16 protein-coding genes are annotated in these 19,785 nt (G+C 46.4%); 6 read left to right on the forward strand and 10 right to left on the reverse strand.

Annotated elements, in window-relative coordinates:
* Positions 1 to 124 precede the first annotated feature (124 nt).
* The 3 genes from RIC07_RS30135 (at position 125) to RIC07_RS30145 (ending at position 2,726) form a co-directional block, all read left to right on the forward strand.
* Positions 125 to 247 (forward strand): hypothetical protein, encoded by a 123-nt coding sequence (locus tag RIC07_RS30135; RefSeq protein WP_446397723.1) that lies wholly within the window; start codon positions 125 to 127, stop codon positions 245 to 247.
* Positions 248 to 255: 8 nt separating this feature from the next.
* Complete coding sequence (locus tag RIC07_RS30140; protein ID WP_446397724.1) at positions 256 to 1,128, forward strand: pentapeptide repeat-containing protein; 873 nt, start codon at positions 256 to 258, stop codon at positions 1,126 to 1,128.
* A 317-nt stretch (positions 1,129 to 1,445) separates the two neighbouring features.
* Positions 1,446 to 2,726: an ABC transporter substrate-binding protein gene (locus tag RIC07_RS30145; protein WP_446397725.1), complete on the forward strand. Its 1,281-nt coding sequence runs from the start codon at positions 1,446 to 1,448 to the stop codon at positions 2,724 to 2,726.
* A 95-nt stretch (positions 2,727 to 2,821) separates the two neighbouring features.
* Here RIC07_RS30145 and RIC07_RS30150 read toward each other — a convergent pair whose 3' ends face one another.
* From RIC07_RS30150 to hpsA, 8 genes are all read right to left on the reverse strand, one after another.
* Entirely contained in the window at positions 2,822 to 3,370 is a 549-nt protein-coding gene (locus RIC07_RS30150) for a hypothetical protein (protein WP_446397726.1), read from the reverse strand.
* Positions 3,367 to 3,870 carry a DUF4365 domain-containing protein gene (locus RIC07_RS30155; RefSeq protein WP_446397727.1) on the reverse strand — a complete coding sequence of 168 codons (504 nt, stop codon included), beginning with the start codon at positions 3,868 to 3,870 and terminating at the stop codon, positions 3,367 to 3,369. Before RIC07_RS30155 ends, RIC07_RS30150 begins: the two co-directional genes overlap by 4 nt.
* Positions 3,871 to 3,960: 90 nt before the next feature.
* Entirely contained in the window at positions 3,961 to 5,289 is a 1,329-nt protein-coding gene (locus RIC07_RS30160; RefSeq protein WP_446397728.1) for a bifunctional folylpolyglutamate synthase/dihydrofolate synthase, read from the reverse strand.
* Positions 5,290 to 5,660: 371 nt separating this feature from the next.
* Positions 5,661 to 6,257 carry a pilus assembly FimT family protein gene (locus RIC07_RS30165; protein WP_446397729.1) on the reverse strand — a complete coding sequence of 199 codons (597 nt, stop codon included), beginning with the start codon at positions 6,255 to 6,257 and terminating at the stop codon, positions 5,661 to 5,663.
* Positions 6,258 to 6,902: 645 nt separating this feature from the next.
* Complete coding sequence (locus tag RIC07_RS30170; protein WP_446397730.1) at positions 6,903 to 7,574, reverse strand: prepilin-type N-terminal cleavage/methylation domain-containing protein; 672 nt, start codon at positions 7,572 to 7,574, stop codon at positions 6,903 to 6,905.
* Positions 7,575 to 7,613: 39 nt separating this feature from the next.
* Positions 7,614 to 8,636, reverse strand: coding sequence for a hormogonium polysaccharide secretion pseudopilin HpsC (gene hpsC, locus RIC07_RS30175; RefSeq protein WP_446397731.1), 1,023 nt, complete (start codon positions 8,634 to 8,636; stop codon positions 7,614 to 7,616).
* 43 nt (positions 8,637 to 8,679) lie between these two features.
* Positions 8,680 to 9,357: a hormogonium polysaccharide secretion pseudopilin HpsB gene (gene hpsB / locus RIC07_RS30180; protein WP_446397732.1), complete on the reverse strand. Its 678-nt coding sequence runs from the start codon at positions 9,355 to 9,357 to the stop codon at positions 8,680 to 8,682.
* 66 nt (positions 9,358 to 9,423) lie between these two features.
* Positions 9,424 to 14,490, reverse strand: coding sequence for a hormogonium polysaccharide biosynthesis protein HpsA (hpsA, locus tag RIC07_RS30185; RefSeq protein WP_446397733.1), 5,067 nt, complete (start codon positions 14,488 to 14,490; stop codon positions 9,424 to 9,426).
* Positions 14,491 to 15,232: 742 nt separating this feature from the next.
* On the opposite strand from hpsA, the gene RIC07_RS30190 reads away from it, so the two are divergent.
* Together RIC07_RS30190 and RIC07_RS30195 are read left to right on the forward strand one after the other, a co-directional pair.
* Positions 15,233 to 16,009: an FkbM family methyltransferase gene (locus tag RIC07_RS30190; RefSeq protein ID WP_446397734.1), complete on the forward strand. Its 777-nt coding sequence runs from the start codon at positions 15,233 to 15,235 to the stop codon at positions 16,007 to 16,009.
* A 197-nt stretch (positions 16,010 to 16,206) separates the two neighbouring features.
* A complete protein-coding gene (locus tag RIC07_RS30195) occupies positions 16,207 to 17,214 on the forward strand; it encodes a glycosyltransferase (RefSeq protein WP_446397735.1) in 1,008 nt (335 codons plus the stop codon).
* 38 nt (positions 17,215 to 17,252) lie between these two features.
* Here RIC07_RS30195 and rpmB read toward each other — a convergent pair whose 3' ends face one another.
* Positions 17,253 to 17,489, reverse strand: coding sequence for a 50S ribosomal protein L28 (rpmB, locus tag RIC07_RS30200; RefSeq protein ID WP_006099802.1), 237 nt, complete (start codon positions 17,487 to 17,489; stop codon positions 17,253 to 17,255).
* Positions 17,490 to 17,795: 306 nt separating this feature from the next.
* Between rpmB and RIC07_RS30205 the strand changes: the two genes are divergently transcribed.
* Entirely contained in the window at positions 17,796 to 18,773 is a 978-nt protein-coding gene (locus tag RIC07_RS30205; RefSeq protein WP_446397736.1) for a glycosyltransferase, read from the forward strand.
* Between the two features lie 30 nt (positions 18,774 to 18,803).
* Here the strand turns inward: RIC07_RS30205 and RIC07_RS30210 are convergent, their stop codons facing one another.
* Complete coding sequence (locus tag RIC07_RS30210) at positions 18,804 to 19,778, reverse strand: glycosyltransferase (protein ID WP_446397737.1); 975 nt, start codon at positions 19,776 to 19,778, stop codon at positions 18,804 to 18,806.
* Positions 19,779 to 19,785 lie beyond the last annotated feature (7 nt).

Below are 19,785 nucleotides of genomic sequence, written 5' to 3' on the forward strand. Positions count from 1 at the left end.
CGATTGGCTATTCACGATTAACCGCAAAAATTGAGGCACAACGCCAATCCGACGTCTCAACACGGCTTCTACGGCTATCATTCTGTTCTGATTGTCTCAGAATCTACCACAGTAGAGACGTAGCATGCTACGTCTCTACCTCCCCCCATCTCCCCATCTCACCCATACCCCACACCCGACACCCGACACCCGACACCCCAAACAACTCACCAATCATGAATCCCTTACGGTAAACTTGATGACTTAATGCCTTTGATGCACATCTACCTAGGCAATCAAAACACGATTATGGATGCCGATGAACTGCTGAGACGATATGCAGTAGGGGAACGGGACTTCAGACGAGTTAATCTTAGAAACGCCTCCCTGATTGGTGCTGATCTGACTCATGCCAACCTACGAGGATCGGACTTAAGCCAAAGCAATCTAACTGGGGCGTCTCTCAAACTCGTCAACTTTCGAGAAGCAAATCTTACTCAAACCACCTTACGTGGCACAGATTTGGTCGAAGCAAACCTAATTTCGAGTAACTTAACCCAAGCTAATCTTAGTGAAGCCAATTTAATCAATGCCAGTTTGCGGGCATCTACCTTGAATGGTGCGAATCTCAGTCGTGCCAATCTGTCGGAAGCCATTCTCAGTGAGGCAATCATGCGGGAAGCTAACTTAAACCAGGCAAAATTGATAGACGCTTCACTCAGTCGCACGAATCTCTCTTATGCTACATTAATTAGCGCCAATTTAGAAAAGGCGAATTTGACGAATGCGATTCTTCTAGAAACAAACTTAAAACAGGCAAATCTGAACAAAGCCCTGTTACATGGTGCTAACTTTACCCAGGCAGATTTAACAGAAGTCGATTTGAGTCAGGCTAGGCTTAATGGCGTTAACTTGACCAGAGCGATACTCGTTGGGGCTAAACTCAGAGGAGTCAGTATTTGTTGGACAACCCTACGAGGTGCTAATCTTAGCAAAGCTAATTTATATCGCGCCAAACTATGCTGGTCTAATTTAACTGAAGCAATTTTACTAGAAACCGTTTTACTCGATGCCAATATGGATCAGGTTAACCTGCGCGGTGCGACATTAACCGGGGCAATATTACCCGATGGATCAAGTTATGAGTGAGGGAAGGCAACAGGGAATACCTCGACTTACCTCGGTGTGTCACAGGGAACAGGGAACAGGGAAAAAGGAATTGACAACTCTTAACTCAGGTGACAAAATTTAGTTTCTCTAATATTTTCCCCACACCCCACACCCCATACCCCACACCCTGCCTACCTTTGACGCGAGCTTTTCACCCCTTCAGAGGGTGGACACTGCCCACCGGGTTGATAACCAAATAAGCATTTTAGTCCATTTTAATGGACTTAAGCTTTGAGCCAAGAACTTGAGTTCTTGGCGGATGATGTGGGAGTCTTAAAATGGTGTAATATCTCAATATGATTCGGATCAAAACCTGGAAACAATTTGGACTATTTGCCCTGTTAGGATGGCTGTTAAGTTGGCTGGTAAGCTGTAGCCCCGCCCCCGCACCCTCAGCCGCTGGAGAAATAGAGTTCTGGACGATGCAGCTTCAGCCTCAGTTTACCGAGTATTTTAATCAAGTCATCGGTGACTTTGAAGCCGAAAACCCAGAAGTAAACGTGCGCTGGGTGGATGTCCCTTGGGCAGAAATGGAGCGTAAAATCTTAACCGCCGTATCCGCAAAAACAGCACCGGATGTGGTTAACTTAAATCCCAGCTTTGCCTCCCAGCTTGCCACTCGTAATGCTTGGTTAGAGTTAGAAGAGACAATCCCCGATGAAATTCGCCAGCGATATTTGCCCAAAATCTGGCAAGCCAGTACGATTGATAATCAGAGTTTTGGTATCCCCTGGTATCTAACCACACGGGTGACGATTTACAATCAAGATTTACTCCAACAAGCCGGAATTAGTCAACCGCCCACAACCTATACTGAATTGGCAGAGGTTGCCCAACAGGTGAAAGATAAGACAGGGAAATATGCCTTTTTTGTCACCTTTATCCCCGATGATTCCAGTGAAGTGTTGGAATCGTTTGTCCAGATGGGCGTGCAGTTAGTCGATGAGGAAGGAAAGGCGGCGTTTAATACGCCGGAAGGAAAGGCGGCATTTAAGTATTGGGTGGATTTGTATCAAAAAGGACTCTTACCGCGAGAAGTTCTCACCCAAGGACATCGAAATGCCATAGAATTATATCAAGCGGGAGAGACTGCATTACTAGCATCCGGTGCGGAATTCCTAAAAACCATTGAAACCAATGCTCCCGACATTGCCAAAGTATCAGCGACATCTCCTCAAATTACCGGAAAAACCGGGAAAAAGAATGTAGCGGTAATGAATTTAGTCATTCCACGGGATACGAATAATCCAGAGGATGCCTTAAACTTTGCTCTATTTGTGACAAATACCGAGAATCAGTTAGCCTTTGCTCAAGCCGCAAATGTTTTACCCTCAACCATTGCAGCCGTGGAACAGTATCAAGCACAATTGTCAAGTAATCCGAATGCTTCACCCGTAGAACAAGCACGGGCAATTAGTGCCAATCAGTTAACAGAAGCGGAGGTATTAGTACCCGCGATGAAGGATTTAAATAAGTTACAAGCCGCAATTTATGAGAACTTACAGGCAGCTATGTTAGAAGAAAAGGAGGTAGAACAAGCGGTAGCTGATGCAGCCCAGATGTGGGATAGTTTGTAGTTTGTAGTTTGTAGTAAGGGCTTTAGCCCTTCATCGCTCCAACGCAGGAACTAACCTCAAAATTATATCGGCGCTGAAGCGCAACTACAAACCAGTTAGTTTTGCCAGGTTTCATCTAAAGTTAAATTATGAGGGTTTTTCAGGATAAAGGTGTCATCTTCTTTGATTAAGTCACCTGTACAGGATAGAGGTAAGCGTTCTTGATAGGCTTTAATGGCAAGAATATAGTCATGATTAAATAATTCAGCCTGGATTTTACGGAGTTTGTTGACGATAACACCTGATAGAGTAATTTCTCCGCTTAATTTATCATGATTAGGGGTTTGCATTTGGATGACAATTCCCTGAACAGTTATATCCTTAGCTTGAGTAATTAATTCACTAAATATTTCCAGTTGAGAACGATTTTCAGCCAAGGACAAGGTTTCTAACACTTCACCCATCCGGCGGGGAAAATCTAGAATTTCCGGTTTTAACGGAAGTAAGAGTTCAAAGTCATCTCCCTGGGAAGTGGCTTGAGTCCAGATTGAAGCTTTATCCGCTATCTTTTCTTGCTGGTGCCAGTGATGCGCTTTTAAATACGCTTCAACTTGCATGGGTTGTATTTCTCTAAGAGCCTCTAAATCTTGTATAACTGCTTTCATAAAAGTTCTCCGGCGGCGATTCGTTGCATAATGGTAGAAAGAGCATCCACGTTAAATATATTATGGCGTGGAATTTCAACGGTGATGCTTGATTGATTGATGAGTTGAGGTTGTCCGCGTAGTGATAGCCAATAGCCGCATCGTTTGAGACACAGAGATTCTTCTGACTGGGATAACCATTCATTGACGTTATCGGGAACTAAAACGATAATTAGAAGTTGAGGAACAAACGGGTCATCACAGCTTAATTCTTCATAGTTCTTCGCTGAGAGACGGTATTTGATAGCGTTTTCTTGCAGAACATCTTGTGACGTACATTTAATCTGTACGTCAAATCGAGGTAAGCGTTTTGAGCCAATAGTTCCGGGTACGGTTATAGTGGCATCAATACCACTATTATCTAACCGTCGTGTGGCTGATTGGAGGGAGTAACCAGCCGCAGCGGTGACACCATATACATAAGCATAGCTAAAGTCTTCTTTTTGGGTGTTGAGAGCCACGGTGGTTTGTAGTAAGGGCTTTAGCCTATCATCGCTTCAACGTAGGGACTAACCTCAAAATTATACTGGCGCTGAAGCGCAACTACAAACCTACGAACCGAGGAAATAACCCACCAGATACAGGGAACCGCACAGAACAATTGTCGAATCAGAAGCCGTGGTTGTCGCCGCTTGCAGTCCAGCTTCTAAGTTAGGATAGGTGTGACAATCAGCAAGACTAGAACAAACCGATCGCGCGATCGCACTCAATTCTTCGGGTTCGGCTGAGCTATGATCAGGCACAGGAACCAGGTAAACGCGATCGCCCCCTCGCAGTAATGCTTTGAAAATCCCCTCATGCTCTTTAGTTGAGAGTATCCCCATTACCCAAGTTACAGGCGTATTCAGCGTATCCACATATTGACGCAAACCTGTCGCCGCCGCCGGATTATGAGCGCCATCCACCAATAGACGATAATTCTTCCATTCAGTCCATTGTAAGCGTCCCAACCATTGCGTCTTTGCCATCCCCGAAACAATAGCAGAATCAGGGATATGCCAACCTTGGTTAACTAGGGATTGAAGCGTCGCGATCGCCACAGCAGAATTCGTTAACTGAATCTCCCCCAGCAAGGGTAATGGATAGGTTATCCCCGCATAACTTGCCCATAATGGCGCGTCTGCATTTTGATGTAGGGGCGGGTTTAGGGACTTGGGTGTCGCGATTGATGATAACCTTGGTTCAAAACCCGCCCTGACTACAGTTTGCCGATTGAATTCCTGGGCTGGTTCTACCCAGGTTACCGGACAATTTAACTCCTCAATCCGAGATTGGACAACAGCTTTCGCTTCTGGGGGAAGGGGGGCGATAATCGCCGGACAATTGGTTTTGAGGATACCCGCTTTCTCCGTGGCAATTTGACTCAGCGTCGAACCCAAAACCTGCCAATGTTCCCGACTAATCGAGGTAATAATCGTAGCCAAAGGCTGATCACAGACATTTGTTGCATCCAGGCGTCCCCCCAACCCCACCTCAATCACCGCAATATCCACCTGTTTCTGGGCAAAATAGAACCAAGCCGCCGCCGTAATCACTTCAAACTGCGTCGGCGACTCTTCCGTATTGGGGGGAATCGCCGCTTGCACCTGTTCCAGAACATTAACCAATTCTGGTGTAGAAATCGGGTATTGATTAATACAGATCCGTTCCGTCCAATCAATTAAATGGGGAGACGTATAGCGTCCCACCCGATACCCTGCTTCACTGAGAACCGAGGAAAGATAGGCGCAAACCGAACCCTTCCCATTCGTTCCCGCCACATGAATCATCGGCACACACTGATGGGGATTCCCCAACACCGCCAAGAGTCGCTGGATTCGTTCCAAACCCAAATGGACACCAAAACGTTGATAGGGTTGCAGCAGAGAATTTATATCCATAAAAACACCGAACTCGTAGGGGCGCACCGACGTGCGCCCTTATCCATAACCGACGTGCGCCCTGTTCGATAACCGACATGCGCCCTTATCGGCTGGCTAAAGCTGCTCCGCCCTTGAGGGCTAAGGGCTACTCCCCTCTTGCTCCCCTCTCCCCTGGTGGATATTGCTGGTCATTAACTGAGGACCCCTCCCCAAACCCCTCCCCGACGCGGGGAGGGGCTTTGATTCTCCCCCTTCCCTCGCAGGGAAGGGGGCTGGGGGGTTAGGTTTTGCCAATTCGCCAGCAGTATCCCTGGTGGGAGAGGGGCTGGGGGTGAGGGGGTTATTCTACTACACCGTAAATTGATTCGATTTCCTCTCCAGGCTAAAGCCTAATAACAATACTTGTCACTATCATTGGGTTTATCATTATCTTCACCCATCCGCAACGTGCCAATTAACGTAGACACATAGACACAACGTTGAACTTGACTATTATCTTTGGGGATTAGCGTAATCTGTCCCAGTTGTCCGTTGGTATTGCCTTTGTAGTTAAACTGAACATGCCACGGTCCAGTTGTGGGACAAGCACGAGTGTCTTGGTATAACGTCGTTTCACATTTGCCTTGGTCATTTTGGTCTTTGTAAACTTGAATATGGGGATCGAGGCTATGCCAATTCACTGTATTAGGGATAGAATACCCCGATTCAGCCTGATGCACCGCCCACTGAACTTGCTCATTCACTTCTCGAATACTCACTTGCCAAGTCAGTTTATCCCGTGTGGCGTTACTTTTCGCCTCTAGCATGGCTCGGTGAATTTGATATTGCGCTGTATTCAAACGCTGTATATTCGTAAAGTGTAGCCAAGCGGGGGCGGCGATCGCACTTAATATCCCCATCATGAAAACGACTACAATCAGTTCCAGCAACGTAAATCCAGCCGTGTTGCTAAGTACGGGTTTTGGAGTTAAGTTATTTTGTCGCATCGTCAAGTTACCCTGATTGAACTCATCATCGGGAGTTCCAGGCTACGATTTAACAACCCACTTTTATCAGGCGCAACATAAGGGTAATGGGAGCCTATTACCTTTGAAAGAGGGGTAAAAGAAGGGGAACCATTACTTCCGATTCCTTTCTCTCTCCCCTCTCCCTCGGAGAGAGAGGGGCTGGGGGTGAGGGGGTTGTGGCTTAAGTTGATACGGATGCCCGCTTGCACAAATCAACAACGGTATCCACTCAATTTGATCGGGTCCCCCTTTACCCAACCTGTCCTTGACAGGCTTCCAGGATAATCAAGCCCGATTCTATATAAAACCGATAAGCAGGTTACTCATCGCAACAGGAACATCTTGCTCTGTTCGTAGAGGCACTAAAGTGCCTACTACTAACCTGATGAATAATCGGCTACAATTCTCTAAAAATAGGATGCTCCTCTGGCAAATCCCTTTTGGTATTTTGCGACAAGCGTCTTTCTCTGTACAGGGGAATGTCAAAAATGTTAATTTAATGAATCGTTTTGTCTTTAAAGTTAATAGAAGTTGATAATTTAATTCTATTTACCCATAAATCAAGACTTCCACCACAAACAGAATCGTTATGGTGGTTACCCAGTACCCCTAACGACTTAAAAATTACGGTAAAGGACAAGTTGAATCCTTTTCTATCGCCATTGAGCCAATTAAGGTTTTAACCATAACGCAGCGAGCCGTAGCTTCAATCGGTTGTGTACCTCCATTAGACTGGGGAATCGCTACAGTAACCCCTATCGATGTATCAGGAGCATTTCCTGCTACCTTAGCTAGATTTCCTTGATAATCAAATTGAATAGTTCTTTTCTTCGCGTCAGAGCTTAAATCACAGGTTGCCGGACTTACAATGGTGTTTGCTGTCGTATTAATGTTAGAACATAGAATCACTTGTCCTGCTTTAATATCTAAACCCTCATTCAAGGATTTCCAGGGTATAGTTGTTGTTCCTTCTGGATAAACCGCTACCTTTAAATTATTTGAATCAGTTTTGAAACTAGCACTATAACTCCGTTTCGTCCGTTTCGCTTCTCTCTGCGCTTCCTGCATCGCACTAAACACCGCATCATTCACTTTCGCCACCCGTTGACGGTTGACAAAGGCTAGCCAACCCGGAGCGATAATCGCACTTAGAATTGCTATGATGAGTATCACCACAATCAGTTCTATCAGCGTAAACCCTTGTGCGCGGGAAGGGGAGTTCTTTGAGCGCGACGGCAATGTTTTAGACCCTAATGTTTTCCATAATAAAATTTTCGATAAAGTCCAGTCTTTCATACGACTCTCCTGGTTGTTAGCGACAAATTGGGTAGCTCATTAGTCAATATTCAGAAACCCCTTTCTTTGTATTTGCATCGTTGCCGTTGGGAAGTAGGTTGATGCTTCATCTCGATCAACATTATCCGTATCTTGCTGGATACGAGCTAAGGCATTTCCCCTTAAATACACTTGAGCTATAGTATTGTCTGGAGTATTAACACAGGCGTAGAACCCCCCTTTAAGATTAGATGCAGATTGGGTAGGACTCATCCCCACTGGACAGGTTGGGGTTGGGGCGTTTTGGTCAATATAGTCTACAAGAATATTAACGTTAGTATTATAACTATCCGGATGTTTCGTCCACTGATTCAGCTTTTCTCCCAAATTGCTGCCAGACACGGAAAGGTCGAAATTGGAGAAACCTTGGCTCGGTAACAAATCGTAATTGACCGTTGCCGTCCCTTCTGTTCTTGTTGCTGTGCCACTGGGATTACGGATGCCATCTCTGATTTCAAACCGACCAATCCGAGCTGTTTCCTCTGACCAAAGACCATTGTTATCCTCAATCAAATAGTAACCGACTAGGGAATAAATAAACGCATCATCATAAGTACCATCATCGCGTGTCAGGCTGGCGATGTTTAAATTTTCAACTTGTTGTCTATCCAGGTGTTGTCGCTTCCAGAAAACGAGAATCGGTTGACAAGTTGTTGTATCATCACAGCCAGTCGTTCCAGCAACCGGGGGAATTTCGGTTCTGATTCCCGAATGAATAGCGGCGTTTAGTCCTGTATTGTTGTTGCTGGTTAAACCATCCTCATCATAGATATAAACAGCCTGCTGCAAATCTCTGGCGATGTAATCCAGCGCTGCCTGAAGTTCTTGCTCCGTAGTCGCTTTAGCTTGCTCTTTCCTGTCGGTTTGCAGGATATCGATCGCGAATCCTAATAAGGGTGTGATCACCAGAGCCGCGATAATAATGGCGACGAGCAGTTCAATCAGAGTAAAACCGCTCATTTTTCGGGCTGATTGAGAGCGTTTGAACTGACTGGCTAAGATAAATTTCAGTGTTGCGAACATCTTGCGCTTTCCCTTCTTACTAACCAATTAAGCTGTGTCCAATTTAGTTACAACCCCCCAAGCGATCGCACAAATTTTGGTAATTGACTTCACTAGCATTAACTTCTGTCGTCATTTCCACCAGGGGAGCTTCACTACTGCTCAAACCCGTCCCCCCAGTAAATGTGGCTTTTTGTGTCCCGGCTGTTAGAGTTCTGCCGCCACTGAAAGCATCTGCTCGGTAAACGCGCACGCCAAGAAAGTAACTATTTTCAGGAGTAGTTACTGTGCCACTCGGAACGCTGCGATACGCTTGCACAATCATGTCGATTGGACTGTCAGAGGTACAGCCCCCGTCATCGTCGAAATCGATACAGTATAGACTTTCACTCGTGGTGTTTTGGCAGTAAGTATTACCCGAGCAGGAGGATAAGTTGACACTACTATTGGGAGCGCCAATGCCAGCAAATGTATTCTTATCTGTGGCATCGGCTACCGTAACAGTGCGTAGGGGAAGATCAATAGTCCCTGCCTGTAAACCATCAATGTAGGTTCGAGCCGCTTGAGTTGCCCGTTCTACCCGTCGCGCTTGCACCCGCGTGGCAACAGATAAAACGATCACGGGTGAGAGTCCAATCATCAGGATAGACACCACGATAATTGCCATCAAGGATTCAATAACCGTGAATCCGGCTTGATTGGGTTTAGAGGGGGGGTGGAACAGTTGGCGTTTACTCATCATGGTTAGACTCTCTACTCAGTTATTGCACAATTCAGTCGCTCGACTTTCTATGTCTGGTCATGGTTATCAGCAATCATCATTAGCCGTGGTATCCCGGCAGGAATCATCAACTAAAGCCTCCACCCAGGGGTCATTTCGCCCCACCTCTCTCAAGAACTCATCCGGTTCGCCAGCCGGTGGAGTGGTAAACCGTTGGGAGAACAAGTCCGGTAACTGACTGAGCAAACCGACATCATAGCCCCAAAGACGGTTAGCCGCCGTATAGTAGGCGTTGCGTCCACCACTTTGGCTGCTGTAGGGCAAGCGAGAGTATCGATTGAAGGCAGGACCTGCGTTTTTACCGGTGAGAGTGGTTGCGTATCCAAACCGACTGGGAAGAGGGGTTGGACTACTGGGATCGGTCAGTGACTGGAGGAAGGGAGCCGTAGCATAGGCACTGCGCTTGGTTTGAATGAACGAACCACTGATTTGGGCTGTGAGCGTGTCAATAGTGCCACAAGCTGTAGTATCCTCCGCCCACCTTTCTAGCAAACGCACATAGTTTTCTAAACCGCCATTTTGTTCGCTTGGGCGCGGAGGAGTATCACCACCCGCCGCAATTAAGTTAAATATTTCTCCGTTGGTATTAGCTTGCTGTAGCCAGTTTGTGGTCTCCAAACATTCAATGTTTCCTCCTTCCAGAGGCAAAGCGTCGGGACTTTTTCTAGGACTATCCGGATCGCTCGTTAGAGTATGTACCTGTAGGACGGGTACAAGCCGGGGTTGACCCAGTAGGGAAATGGGTGGGTCATAGAACAAAGGTCTGTTAGCTGTGTAACGTTCATCTTGGTTGGGTTGCCCCGCTCTGTTGTTGGTTGTCCTGAACCACAGGGCATTGTTAGTAGCGGTAATGGTGCCGTAATGGACGTTCGCCGTCCAAGTAGGGGTTGGAGGATAGGTACATCCATTATTACTGTAGGTTGTACCTGTTGCATCTAGAGGACAGCCCACTCCCATGGGTTTGTAGACTGGGTTGCCACTCACAGTAACCGGTTCAAGCTGATCATTAGCATCCCGAGCAAAGGCAACGCGGCGGGGATAGCGTTGGTCGGCTGGGTCTAGGGCTGGTCTTGCCGTAGTCCCGGCTCCCAAGCGGTCTAAAGGACTCGCACTATTGCTGCCTGTAGTGAACGCCCTAGCCCAATTGACTTCACCATCCTCTAGCGAATCGTCAGATGACGCATCGGTTTTACCCGCTGCTACTAAAGCCTGACCTAGCTGGAACGCTTTAATAGCTTTCTCAGTATTATCCAACTCCCCATCTCCATCCCCGTCAAACCCCACAACCCAGTCATTGGGACCACAACTGGAAACCGGTACTTTCCGGCAGATTTCCATAACGTACTCAGGAAAAGGCACTCGTCGTTGGATCGGGGTTATGTAATTGTTGAGATAGGAACTGCCCTGAGTTCTTGTAGCCACAGAATCCAAATCCTGGGGTTGACCCGTTGTGGGCTCGACCCAGTCATAACTGGTGCCATAATCATTGTCAAAGAAACCATTGAACAGCCGCACGAGGGAGAGCGGCGGATTACTTTCATCCACAGTGATGTTGTCTACTTTGTCCCCATCTCCGTTCAGGTCTAAGTTAAGCACGGTTTCGTTAAAAGTGGCGGCTGCCTCTATTCCGTTGAGATTATTGAGATCGATGGGTTGACTAATCTGAGCATGACCCATATTATTCCTCTGGTCATACCCCCCTTCATTGCGGAACCCAAACCGAAAATTACTCGAAAGCAGGGTAACGCTATCTCCCAGCACCGTCGCCGGTCGCCATAGGTCGCCGCCACTGCTACAACTCGGCAGTCTGGGGTCATCAGCGCGACAAGCAAAGCTGGGATCTTTGGTAGTACGGTTATAGAAGGTGGCTTCAGTCCAGCCATCAACAGCTAGCCTGTTGTCACTAAACTCCTCAACAAGAGTGCCGCTTGGGTTTTGATGCAGATTAAACCCTGTGGTTGTCGAGCCAGCGATCGCGGAGTTGAGATCCGCCTTAACGTAGACAGGCAAGTTAGAAGCCAAAATCAACCCCTTCTCTGCCCCTGGTGGTGAAGTCAAGATAAATGAGTTACTCTCATCTTGACGAGCCAGTATCGTGCCGTTTCGCAGCATAATTCCGTTAGGACGGCGGGTGGGGTCGAGTTTAAAGTCTACTGGACTAAATCGCTCCCTCGTGTCAATGTCAGTCAAATTAGTCGGGTCATGACTCAAGTCAGGTAAAGCATCATCACGGCTGGCATAGATAATACCGCTATTGGGCAAGAGGAACTCGGGTGAGGGACCATTGGCGGATGCTGTAGCTGTTGTCGTGCGTAGTTTCTGTAGATCCAACACCGTGACCCGAACTTCTGAAGGCTGACGGTCTTCAATCTCCAGGTCGTAGTCGGGATTCGACCCCAGGTATTGAGGCAGTTCCTGGTGAATTGCTTTTAGCTGTCGGGCATCTAACAGTGTGGTTTCGTAGATAGCGCCGTGGGGAATCGTACCCGAACTATCCACAGAGGCAACCCCCCTTAAAATTCCCTCAGCGCATCGGGCGGCATGGATAGCGGCATAATCTGCCCACAGGCGATCGCCTGCTGCTGTATTCAGCGCCTTCAGCAACGGTTCGTTCACCAAGCGCCCATCGGGATACACCAGTCTTGCCTGTCGGGCTAGGTTAGACTCTGGAATTCCTGCCACTGAGGAATAGGTGTAAACAATACCATTGTTAGATTTTCCCGTCCGACCTCCTAGGGCTGTGGGTAAACCTGTGGCGGCTAGGGGATTTTCCCAATTCGTAGTTAAAGTCTGCTCATTTTGGGCGGTGATCGCATCAGTTGGGTCATAGTAGCTACTGACACAAGCGATCGGGGTCTGATTCTTATTTCCGTCTTCTTGAGCGGGATTAGTGCCAGCACCACTGCCGTAGTGATAGACGACTGAGGCTCTCATTAACAGGTCGCCTTTTTGGGCAAAATCAGAGTTAACTTGATTGGCTGGCAAATTCGCCCCATTATTCCCAGTCAGATCACCCTCACCCCCGCTCATCGGCATCGTATCGGGCCAAACAATTATCGGGGTGTTACCGCCGAGTTGAGTGGTGAGGTCACTGACATGAATCCGGTTTGTGTCACTATCGCTAGGATCAACAAACCGCAGATCCCAACTGGGAACGGGTAAATATGATTCCCATGTCTTCGAGTCTCTGGTTGGATTGTTGCGGGGATAGCGGGGGGTATCACCAGTGATACTATTATCATCCACATAAAGTCCCGCCCCGGTAACCACACGCAGTCCGCCAATGCCTTCTAACGGTTGCGTCGGTTGTTGGGCTGCCATTCTTTCCCAGAAACCATTGCGATCCGTATCACCCAAATCAGAGAGAGTTCGCATTTGGGTCGTGCGGAAGCGAGGTTCGTCATCGGGTTCATTCCAGAAGACATCATTTCCATTTTTCAGCACGGGTTGTTCTGTCTCCTCTCCCGCAAAGCTAGTGCCATTCCACCACTTCGCCGGTAGGGCATTCCCCACCAACAAGCGATCGCCCAGTCGTTTCTCCTTACCCAAGCTTTGCTGAGTTTCCGGTTCTGTGGCGGGCGGGTCAAGGAAATCTCCATTGAACTTCAGACTCAGACTATTGTTACTGGTCTGGTTATTGGTCTCGTCAAATGGCAATATCCATGTATTTACAGGTCGTAGATTGTCTCCCGACCCGGTCGGATTTTGCAATGTTTGAGCCGTACCCAAAGGAACTTCTACAAACGGAACGCGGCGGGTACGCTCTTTAAAATAGTTTTCTAGGGCTTTGTCCCGAGAGGTGCCAGCGGATCGGTTGGTGACTTCATCTGGATCACCACCCGTCGTATTGTTAACCAGATGGTCAATCCGTTGGGCATAAGCCAAATTATTTGAGGTAATCTCCTGGGGATTATTGGTCACCGACTTATTACCCGTCCCTAAACCTTCCTTTCCAGGCGGCGTACCCGCAGCGGCGACGCCCTCCTCAAACGTATGAACATTGGCACCCGCCGATCGCTCAGGACCATCTGGTGCGCCGATACCCACATTTCCGCCGACCAAAATCTTGCTATTTTCTTCCTGATAGAAACAGGACTCTGCACTACTGACTAGATATAAATTAATTGTTGGATTACTAGCAGTTGCGCCATTCCCAATCAGTAAGTTACCGTTGGTCATAATCCGCCCATTCAGGTTGAATGTTGTCCCTTCACCAGGCGTAATTGCCAAGTCATCTTCGTAAACTACAGCGTTGTTAGAGAGGGGAATCCGAGATCGGTCTTGCTGATACTCTAATGCAGAAAATCCTTTGTTCCCTCCTGGAAATTCCTGATACGTACCCAGATCAAGTCCGGTCAGGTCGGTAATCGGAACGGTTGCCGTGTAAACAAAAATACTTTTCTTTAACTTTGAACCCACTTTATAATAACCGCGACCGCCGACCAAACTCGCGCTAGTGGCAAGGAGTTCTGTACATTGCTTATTCGTTGTCCCCTCATCCATGGGCGGGGTACGAGCTTCCATGTCCTGGGGATCTCTGGCGCTTTCCTGCTCGTCTAGCGGCGTTTTGAAGAAGATGCCATAGTAAGTAAAGCTATCGAATTTACCATCGTTATTGGTATCAACCGGGAAGCGCCAAACTGGGTCGCCCTCGCCTTCAATTTCCAAGCGTTCCTCATCCCCTAAGGTGTACTTTGTTTTCTTTTGTATAAAAACCGTTGCTAAAGCTTCCTCTGATGGCGTAGCGCGGGGTAGGGTGGGGTCAGTAAAGAGTTCGTCTAATTTGGCTTTCGCCCGATCAATGGCTGGAGTCGCTGCCTTCAACACTGCTTCGTTAACCCGGACGTTACTCGCATTTTTAGCCCGATCAAAGGAGCGAAACACGATCGCCGTCGTCAGCAACGCCACAACCAAGATCACCATTGTCACCGTTGGTAGAATAAATCCCGCTCTAGTCAAATGGCTGCGATGACGCAAAATCATCAAGTTCCGCAACAGCCACGTCATCAACCGTTTTGGGAGTGCCTGCGCTGTCTTTATACTTTCTTGATATAGAGTTTGAATAACCTTAGTTAATTTCTTAGGGATTGACATAGTGACGTCCTCGTAAGTTTGAGGGGATTTGCTGATAAGCGTTTCTGTCTATATGGATAGGATAGCCAAACAGTGCCACTCAAGGCACTATATTCAACCTGTTGTTGCCACCCTACTAGCAAGACACTCAAGATTTTTCCGGATGAGCATCAACCCCCCTTGTATGATTATGAGGCAATGCCTCAAGGAGTAAGTTCCCTCTCCCGACAGAATTATTAAGTTACTTGATGCAGTCTGAACCCATCACCTGGCTGACCATTCAACTGTATATAACACTCAGTCAGTGAGTTTCTACATCTAGCTTACCCACTTGGGCGAGAAAAATGATCACCCCAACGCCAAATCTTGCCCACGTTAGGGACGTTATCGCTCCACCCCGCCCCGCATCCGTGTCAAATTAAGCCACAACCCTTGCCAATTCTGGTTTCCAGCCATTCAAGGTAGGCATAGCCTCAACCAAGGCATTTCATTATTGAACTTAGTAACGAAAGTATTTCTACTTCCCCTGCTCCCCCTGCTTCCCCCGCTTCCCCTGCTCCCCCCGCTTTTCACCTTAAGTTGACACCAATGCCTGCCCCGACACTCCGGCTACCTCTGCCTTCAGATCGGCTGGGAAACTTTTGCTGTGAAAATTCTAGAGGTTATACTAATGGGACATGTACCAGGTTGTGCTTAAGCCAATCCGTGTTCAGTTTACATGGGGTGTAGACGTTGAGCAGTCCTTCCTCGCCATTGCTTAAAAATGCTGAATTTACATCAATCATCCGCTAACTTACTTACTCGCCTACAGCGGCGGATTAAATTGGAATACAATCAAGGACTAAAACCTAAACTCCTATTAAAGTATCGTCAATTCAAAAAGCCTAAGGTGTTAGAGTATGAAGGCATAAAAATTTGCCTGGACTCTCACATCTCTGATGATGTACTCAACGATATTTATGCGGGCTACTACGAGCAAAATGAACTGAGAATCGTCAAGGCTAAACTTACCCCCAATGATATTGTTATGGAAATCGGGACAGGGATTGGTTTACTCTCCAGTTACTGTGCCAAACGCATCGGTTCAGAACGAGTCTTTACCTTTGAAGCCAATCCAGAGCTAGAACTCCCGATTCGCCAAAATTACGCCATCAATCAAGTCTCTCCCCACCTGGAAATTTGTCTGATTGGAGACCAACAAGGAACCCATCAGTTTTATATCGAGAAAAACTTTTGGTCGTCTTCCACGATACAGCGTCATCCCGATGCCAAAGCTATACAGGTTCCTGTAAAATCTTTTAATCAAGAAATTAAACGCCTCAATCCCACGTTCTTAATTATTGATATTGAAGGCGGAGAATATGAATTATTAAACTATGCCCATTTCCACAACGTCAAGAAACTCGTCATCGAACTGCACGAACGGATAATCGGACGAGAAAAAGTAGAATTCGTTAAAGCCAAGTTACATCAATGGGGCTTTAAAATTCATCCTAAAATTTCCACAACAGAAGAATTATTTTTAGAGCGCCAACTTTAATTTATTAAAGACTATAGCCACCCTCAATCAGATATGACAAGTGATCGGATTGAAACCCAGGTATAGCCAGGATAACGTTTCGGACGATTACCACAACCCATTTAGCCTGTGCCGTAAACCTAAGCCTAGGGGCGCAAGCCTTGCGCTCTTACCTCATGTACCCTCTCAGACCTAAACTTGTTATTTTTGTAAAAAATATGTCCCTGATTTCTGTAATCATCCCACTTTACAACAGTGAAACGACGATTCAAGAAACCATTCAATCGGTATTAAGCCAAACCTTTTCCGACTTGGAACTCATTGTTATCAATGATGGCTCAACAGATTCTTCACTAGAAATTGTATTGCAAATTCAAGACCCTCGTTTACAGGTATTTTCTTATCCCAATGGCGGCTTAGCGGTGAGCCGAAATCGCGGGTTAAGCCATGCTAGTAGTGAATATATTTCCTTTATCGATGCAGATGATCTGTGGACACTTGATAAACTAGAACTTCAACTCAAAGCATTAACAAAAAATCCCCTGGCTGCTGTGGCGTATAGTTGGAGTAACTGTATTGATGAATCCAGTCAGTTCCTGCGTCCCGGCTGTCATATTACCGCCAATGGCAATGTTTTAACCCAGTTGTTATTGGTTAATTTTTTAGAAAATGGCTCCAACCCCCTAATTCGCCAACAGGCATTGAGTGAAGTTGGTGGTTTTGACGAATCACTTCCCGCAGCTCAGGATTGGGATATGTGGCTGCGGTTAGCGGCTAAATTTCATTTTGTCGCCATACCCAAACCCCAAATTTTATATCGCGTGTCTGCCCAGTCCATGTCTACCAATGTGCTTCAATTAGAAAGAGCTAGTTTACAGGTCATGGAACGAGCGTTGGCTCAGGCGAGTGAATCCTGCGATGACTTAAAGAAGCCAAGTCGGGCTAATCTCTACAAATACCTCACTTTCAAGGCATTAGAAGGGTCATCGGTTCCAGAAAAAGGCTTAACCGCAGTCCGGTTTCTTTGGCAATCCCTGATTAATGATCCGACTTTGCTCAAAACGCGAGTGATCTGGAAAGTCTTATTAAAAATTGTTCTGGTAACTTTCTTACCCCAGCAACAGCTAGCTGCGATGAAACAACTCTCCGACATTAGAGCTTTACTCGTTCACATTAAAACCCCACTCCCTTCAGACTTGATGTCCAGTGGCTCCGAAGTAGGGTAAGCATTGCCTACCCTACCCTACCTTATCTTCTAATTTGCTCAATAATGCTTCAGGTTAATCCCCGCTTCCTTCGCCATCGCTTGCAATCCTTTCTTCTCCAGTGTCTTAATCGCCTTAGTGGAGAGTCTCAGCTTCACCCAGCGATTGCCTTCTTGCCACCAGACGCGCTTCCATTGCAGATTAGCTTCTTGGAGTTTCTTGGTGCGGCGGTGGGAGTGGGAGATAGCGTAGGCATTGTTTGCCTTTTTACCAGTGAGTTGACATTTGCGTGACATAATAATCCTCGTCATTATCGTTGAGTGGTACTGACCTAACCTGGGTTCCTTGTTGGCACAGGCTGTGCCTCCAGCAAGTCAAGCACTGACTACAGACTCTTATGTTAGCGACTTTTGACTAGAGCTGGTGTCATTGGTTTTGTGTGTCTCATCCTCTTGCCCCACAGAAGCCTTTTCGGATACCTTTGCTCTCGACCCTAACCCACCCTTATTTAAATTCAGACGTTAACGTTTTTGTCAAGAACTTTTAGATGGGTTTACCCAGGAAGTTATAATGAAATGCCCTGGCAAATATAATTACAGAGTATGCCACTTATTTCTGTTGTGATTCCCGTCTACAACGGTGAAAAGACAATTCGACAGACAATCGAATCCGTCATTAACCAAACCTTTTCCAATTTTGAACTGATTGTGATTGATGATGGCTCACAAGATTCAACCCTGGATATTGTCAGGAGTATTTCCGATTCCCGCTTAAAAGTATTTCCCTTCCCCAATGCCGGTTTAGCCGCCAGTCGTAACCGAGGAATTCAATTAGCTAGTGGAGACTATATTTCCTTCATCGATGCGGATGATTTATGGACAGGGGATAAACTAGAAGCTCAACTCAAGGCATTACTAGATAATCCCCAAGCGGCTGTAGCCTTTAGTTGGACCGATTGTATTGATGAATCAGGTCAATTTTCCCGCCGAGGCAACTATAGCACAGTTAGCGGCAATGTTTATGCCCAACTTTTATTAACCGATTTTATCGAAAACGGCTCAAATCTTTTAATTCGCTCTGAAGCGTTCAAGAAAGTAAGTTATTTCAATGAATCTCTTCCGGCGGCTGAGGATTGGGAGATGTGGTTGCGGCTGGCGGCTAACTATGAGTTTGTCGTCGTTCCATCCCCCCAAGTTCTCTATCGACTATCGACAACTTCCATGTCTGCAAATGTTGTTAGACAAGAAGCCGCATGTTTACAGGTAATTGACCAGGCATTTGCTCAAGCACCTGACTCAGTGCAACACTTAAAAAAGCCGAGTTTAGCTAATTTATATAAATACCTAACCTACAAAGTCTTGGCAGGAGTTCCAGACCCCCAAGCGGGTAAAATAGCGGTACGGTTTTGGTGGCAAGTATTACACCACCAACCTGAGCTATGGCAAAAACGAGTAACTTGGAAAATTTTCTTAAAAAGTGGTTTAGTCACTCTGCTTCCTGCTCGACTCACTGATAATTTAATCGGGGGGAAATGGCTAAATACGGATACCATCCTGGGCTATATTAAATTAAATCCGTGATATTAAATTACAATGGAATTGTGATATAAATTATTGCCGTTGAAACGGACGCTCTTTGGTAAACCATTTTCTCAAGCTTGTTCGTATTCTTTGAGCTTGTTGAGGAGAGAGTAGAATTGCCAATCCAATTTTTAAGAAAACGATTAACATCAGTTTGCCTCGTCCTAGCCAAGCGGGATCATTGAGAATCGCTTGCCAGAAAAACCGCACGGCGACTAATCCTCTACGTCGTTCCAAATTTCCCTCAATAGCTTTACACGTAAGATATTTATAACGATTTCCCAGAATTTCTCGTTTGCGGTGTTGTATAGATGGGGTAATTTGCGCCCAAGCTTTTTCCAAAACCCGCAAACTTCCGGCTTCCATTTTCCACACATTAAACGAGGCAGAATTCGGAGAAATTCGATATAAAATTTGAGCAGATGGCACCGCGACAAACTCATAGCAAGCCGCTAGGCGCAACCACATATCCCAATCTTCTGAAAATTCCAAGGATTCATCAAACTTCCCCACACTCTGAAACGCTTCAGCGCGAATTAAGGGATTTGAGCCACTTTCGATAAAGTCTCGGACTAACAACTTTTCGTAAACCTGACCATTTTCAGTAATATAACCCCCCGCTCGCAAAAATTGTCTCAATTCATCAATCCAATCCGTCCAGCTATAGGCTACAGCCGCTTGGGGATTTTCTTGTAACGCATTGAGTTGGGCTTCAAGTTTATCGGGTGTCCACAAGTCATCCGCATCGAGGAAAGAAATATACTCTCCCACCGCGTGAGCAAGTCCCCGATTACGAGTCGTAGCTACTCCAGCATGAGGATAGGAAAATACCCGCAAACGTTCGTCTTTTATCCCGGCAATAACGTCCAGCGTTCCATCTGTAGAGCCATCATTAATCACCAATACTTCAAAATCTGTTACGGTTTGATTTAAAACAGATCCAATCGTTTCTTTAATCGTTTTTTCAGCGTTATAGGCAGGAATAATAACGGAAATTATGGGCATAATATTT

Source organism: Coleofasciculus sp. E1-EBD-02, assembly GCF_040218245.1.
Taxonomy (GTDB): domain Bacteria; phylum Cyanobacteriota; class Cyanobacteriia; order Cyanobacteriales; family Coleofasciculaceae; genus Coleofasciculus.

What these genes read in the sequence shown, in the direction of transcription:
- RIC07_RS30140 (WP_446397724.1), top strand. Translation starts at nt 256, where the DNA reads ATGCACATCTACCTAGGCAATCAAAACACGATTATGGATGCCGATGAA.
- RIC07_RS30205 (WP_446397736.1), top strand. Translation starts at nt 17,796, where the DNA reads ATGCCACTTATTTCTGTTGTGATTCCCGTCTACAACGGTGAAAAGACA.
- RIC07_RS30190 (WP_446397734.1), top strand. Translation starts at nt 15,233, where the DNA reads ATGCTGAATTTACATCAATCATCCGCTAACTTACTTACTCGCCTACAG.
- RIC07_RS30195 (WP_446397735.1), top strand. Translation starts at nt 16,207, where the DNA reads ATGTCCCTGATTTCTGTAATCATCCCACTTTACAACAGTGAAACGACG.
- RIC07_RS30160 (WP_446397728.1), bottom strand. Translation starts at nt 5,289, where the DNA reads ATGGATATAAATTCTCTGCTGCAACCCTATCAACGTTTTGGTGTCCAT.
- rpmB (WP_006099802.1), bottom strand. Translation starts at nt 17,489, where the DNA reads ATGTCACGCAAATGTCAACTCACTGGTAAAAAGGCAAACAATGCCTAC.
- RIC07_RS30165 (WP_446397729.1), bottom strand. Translation starts at nt 6,257, where the DNA reads ATGCGACAAAATAACTTAACTCCAAAACCCGTACTTAGCAACACGGCT.
- RIC07_RS30150 (WP_446397726.1), bottom strand. Translation starts at nt 3,370, where the DNA reads ATGAAAGCAGTTATACAAGATTTAGAGGCTCTTAGAGAAATACAACCC.
- RIC07_RS30210 (WP_446397737.1), bottom strand. Translation starts at nt 19,778, where the DNA reads ATGCCCATAATTTCCGTTATTATTCCTGCCTATAACGCTGAAAAAACG.
- RIC07_RS30135 (WP_446397723.1), top strand. Translation starts at nt 125, where the DNA reads ATGCTACGTCTCTACCTCCCCCCATCTCCCCATCTCACCCATACCCCA.
- hpsA (WP_446397733.1), bottom strand. Translation starts at nt 14,490, where the DNA reads ATGTCAATCCCTAAGAAATTAACTAAGGTTATTCAAACTCTATATCAA.
- hpsC (WP_446397731.1), bottom strand. Translation starts at nt 8,636, where the DNA reads ATGTTCGCAACACTGAAATTTATCTTAGCCAGTCAGTTCAAACGCTCT.
- RIC07_RS30170 (WP_446397730.1), bottom strand. Translation starts at nt 7,574, where the DNA reads ATGAAAGACTGGACTTTATCGAAAATTTTATTATGGAAAACATTAGGG.
- hpsB (WP_446397732.1), bottom strand. Translation starts at nt 9,357, where the DNA reads ATGATGAGTAAACGCCAACTGTTCCACCCCCCCTCTAAACCCAATCAA.
- RIC07_RS30145 (WP_446397725.1), top strand. Translation starts at nt 1,446, where the DNA reads ATGATTCGGATCAAAACCTGGAAACAATTTGGACTATTTGCCCTGTTA.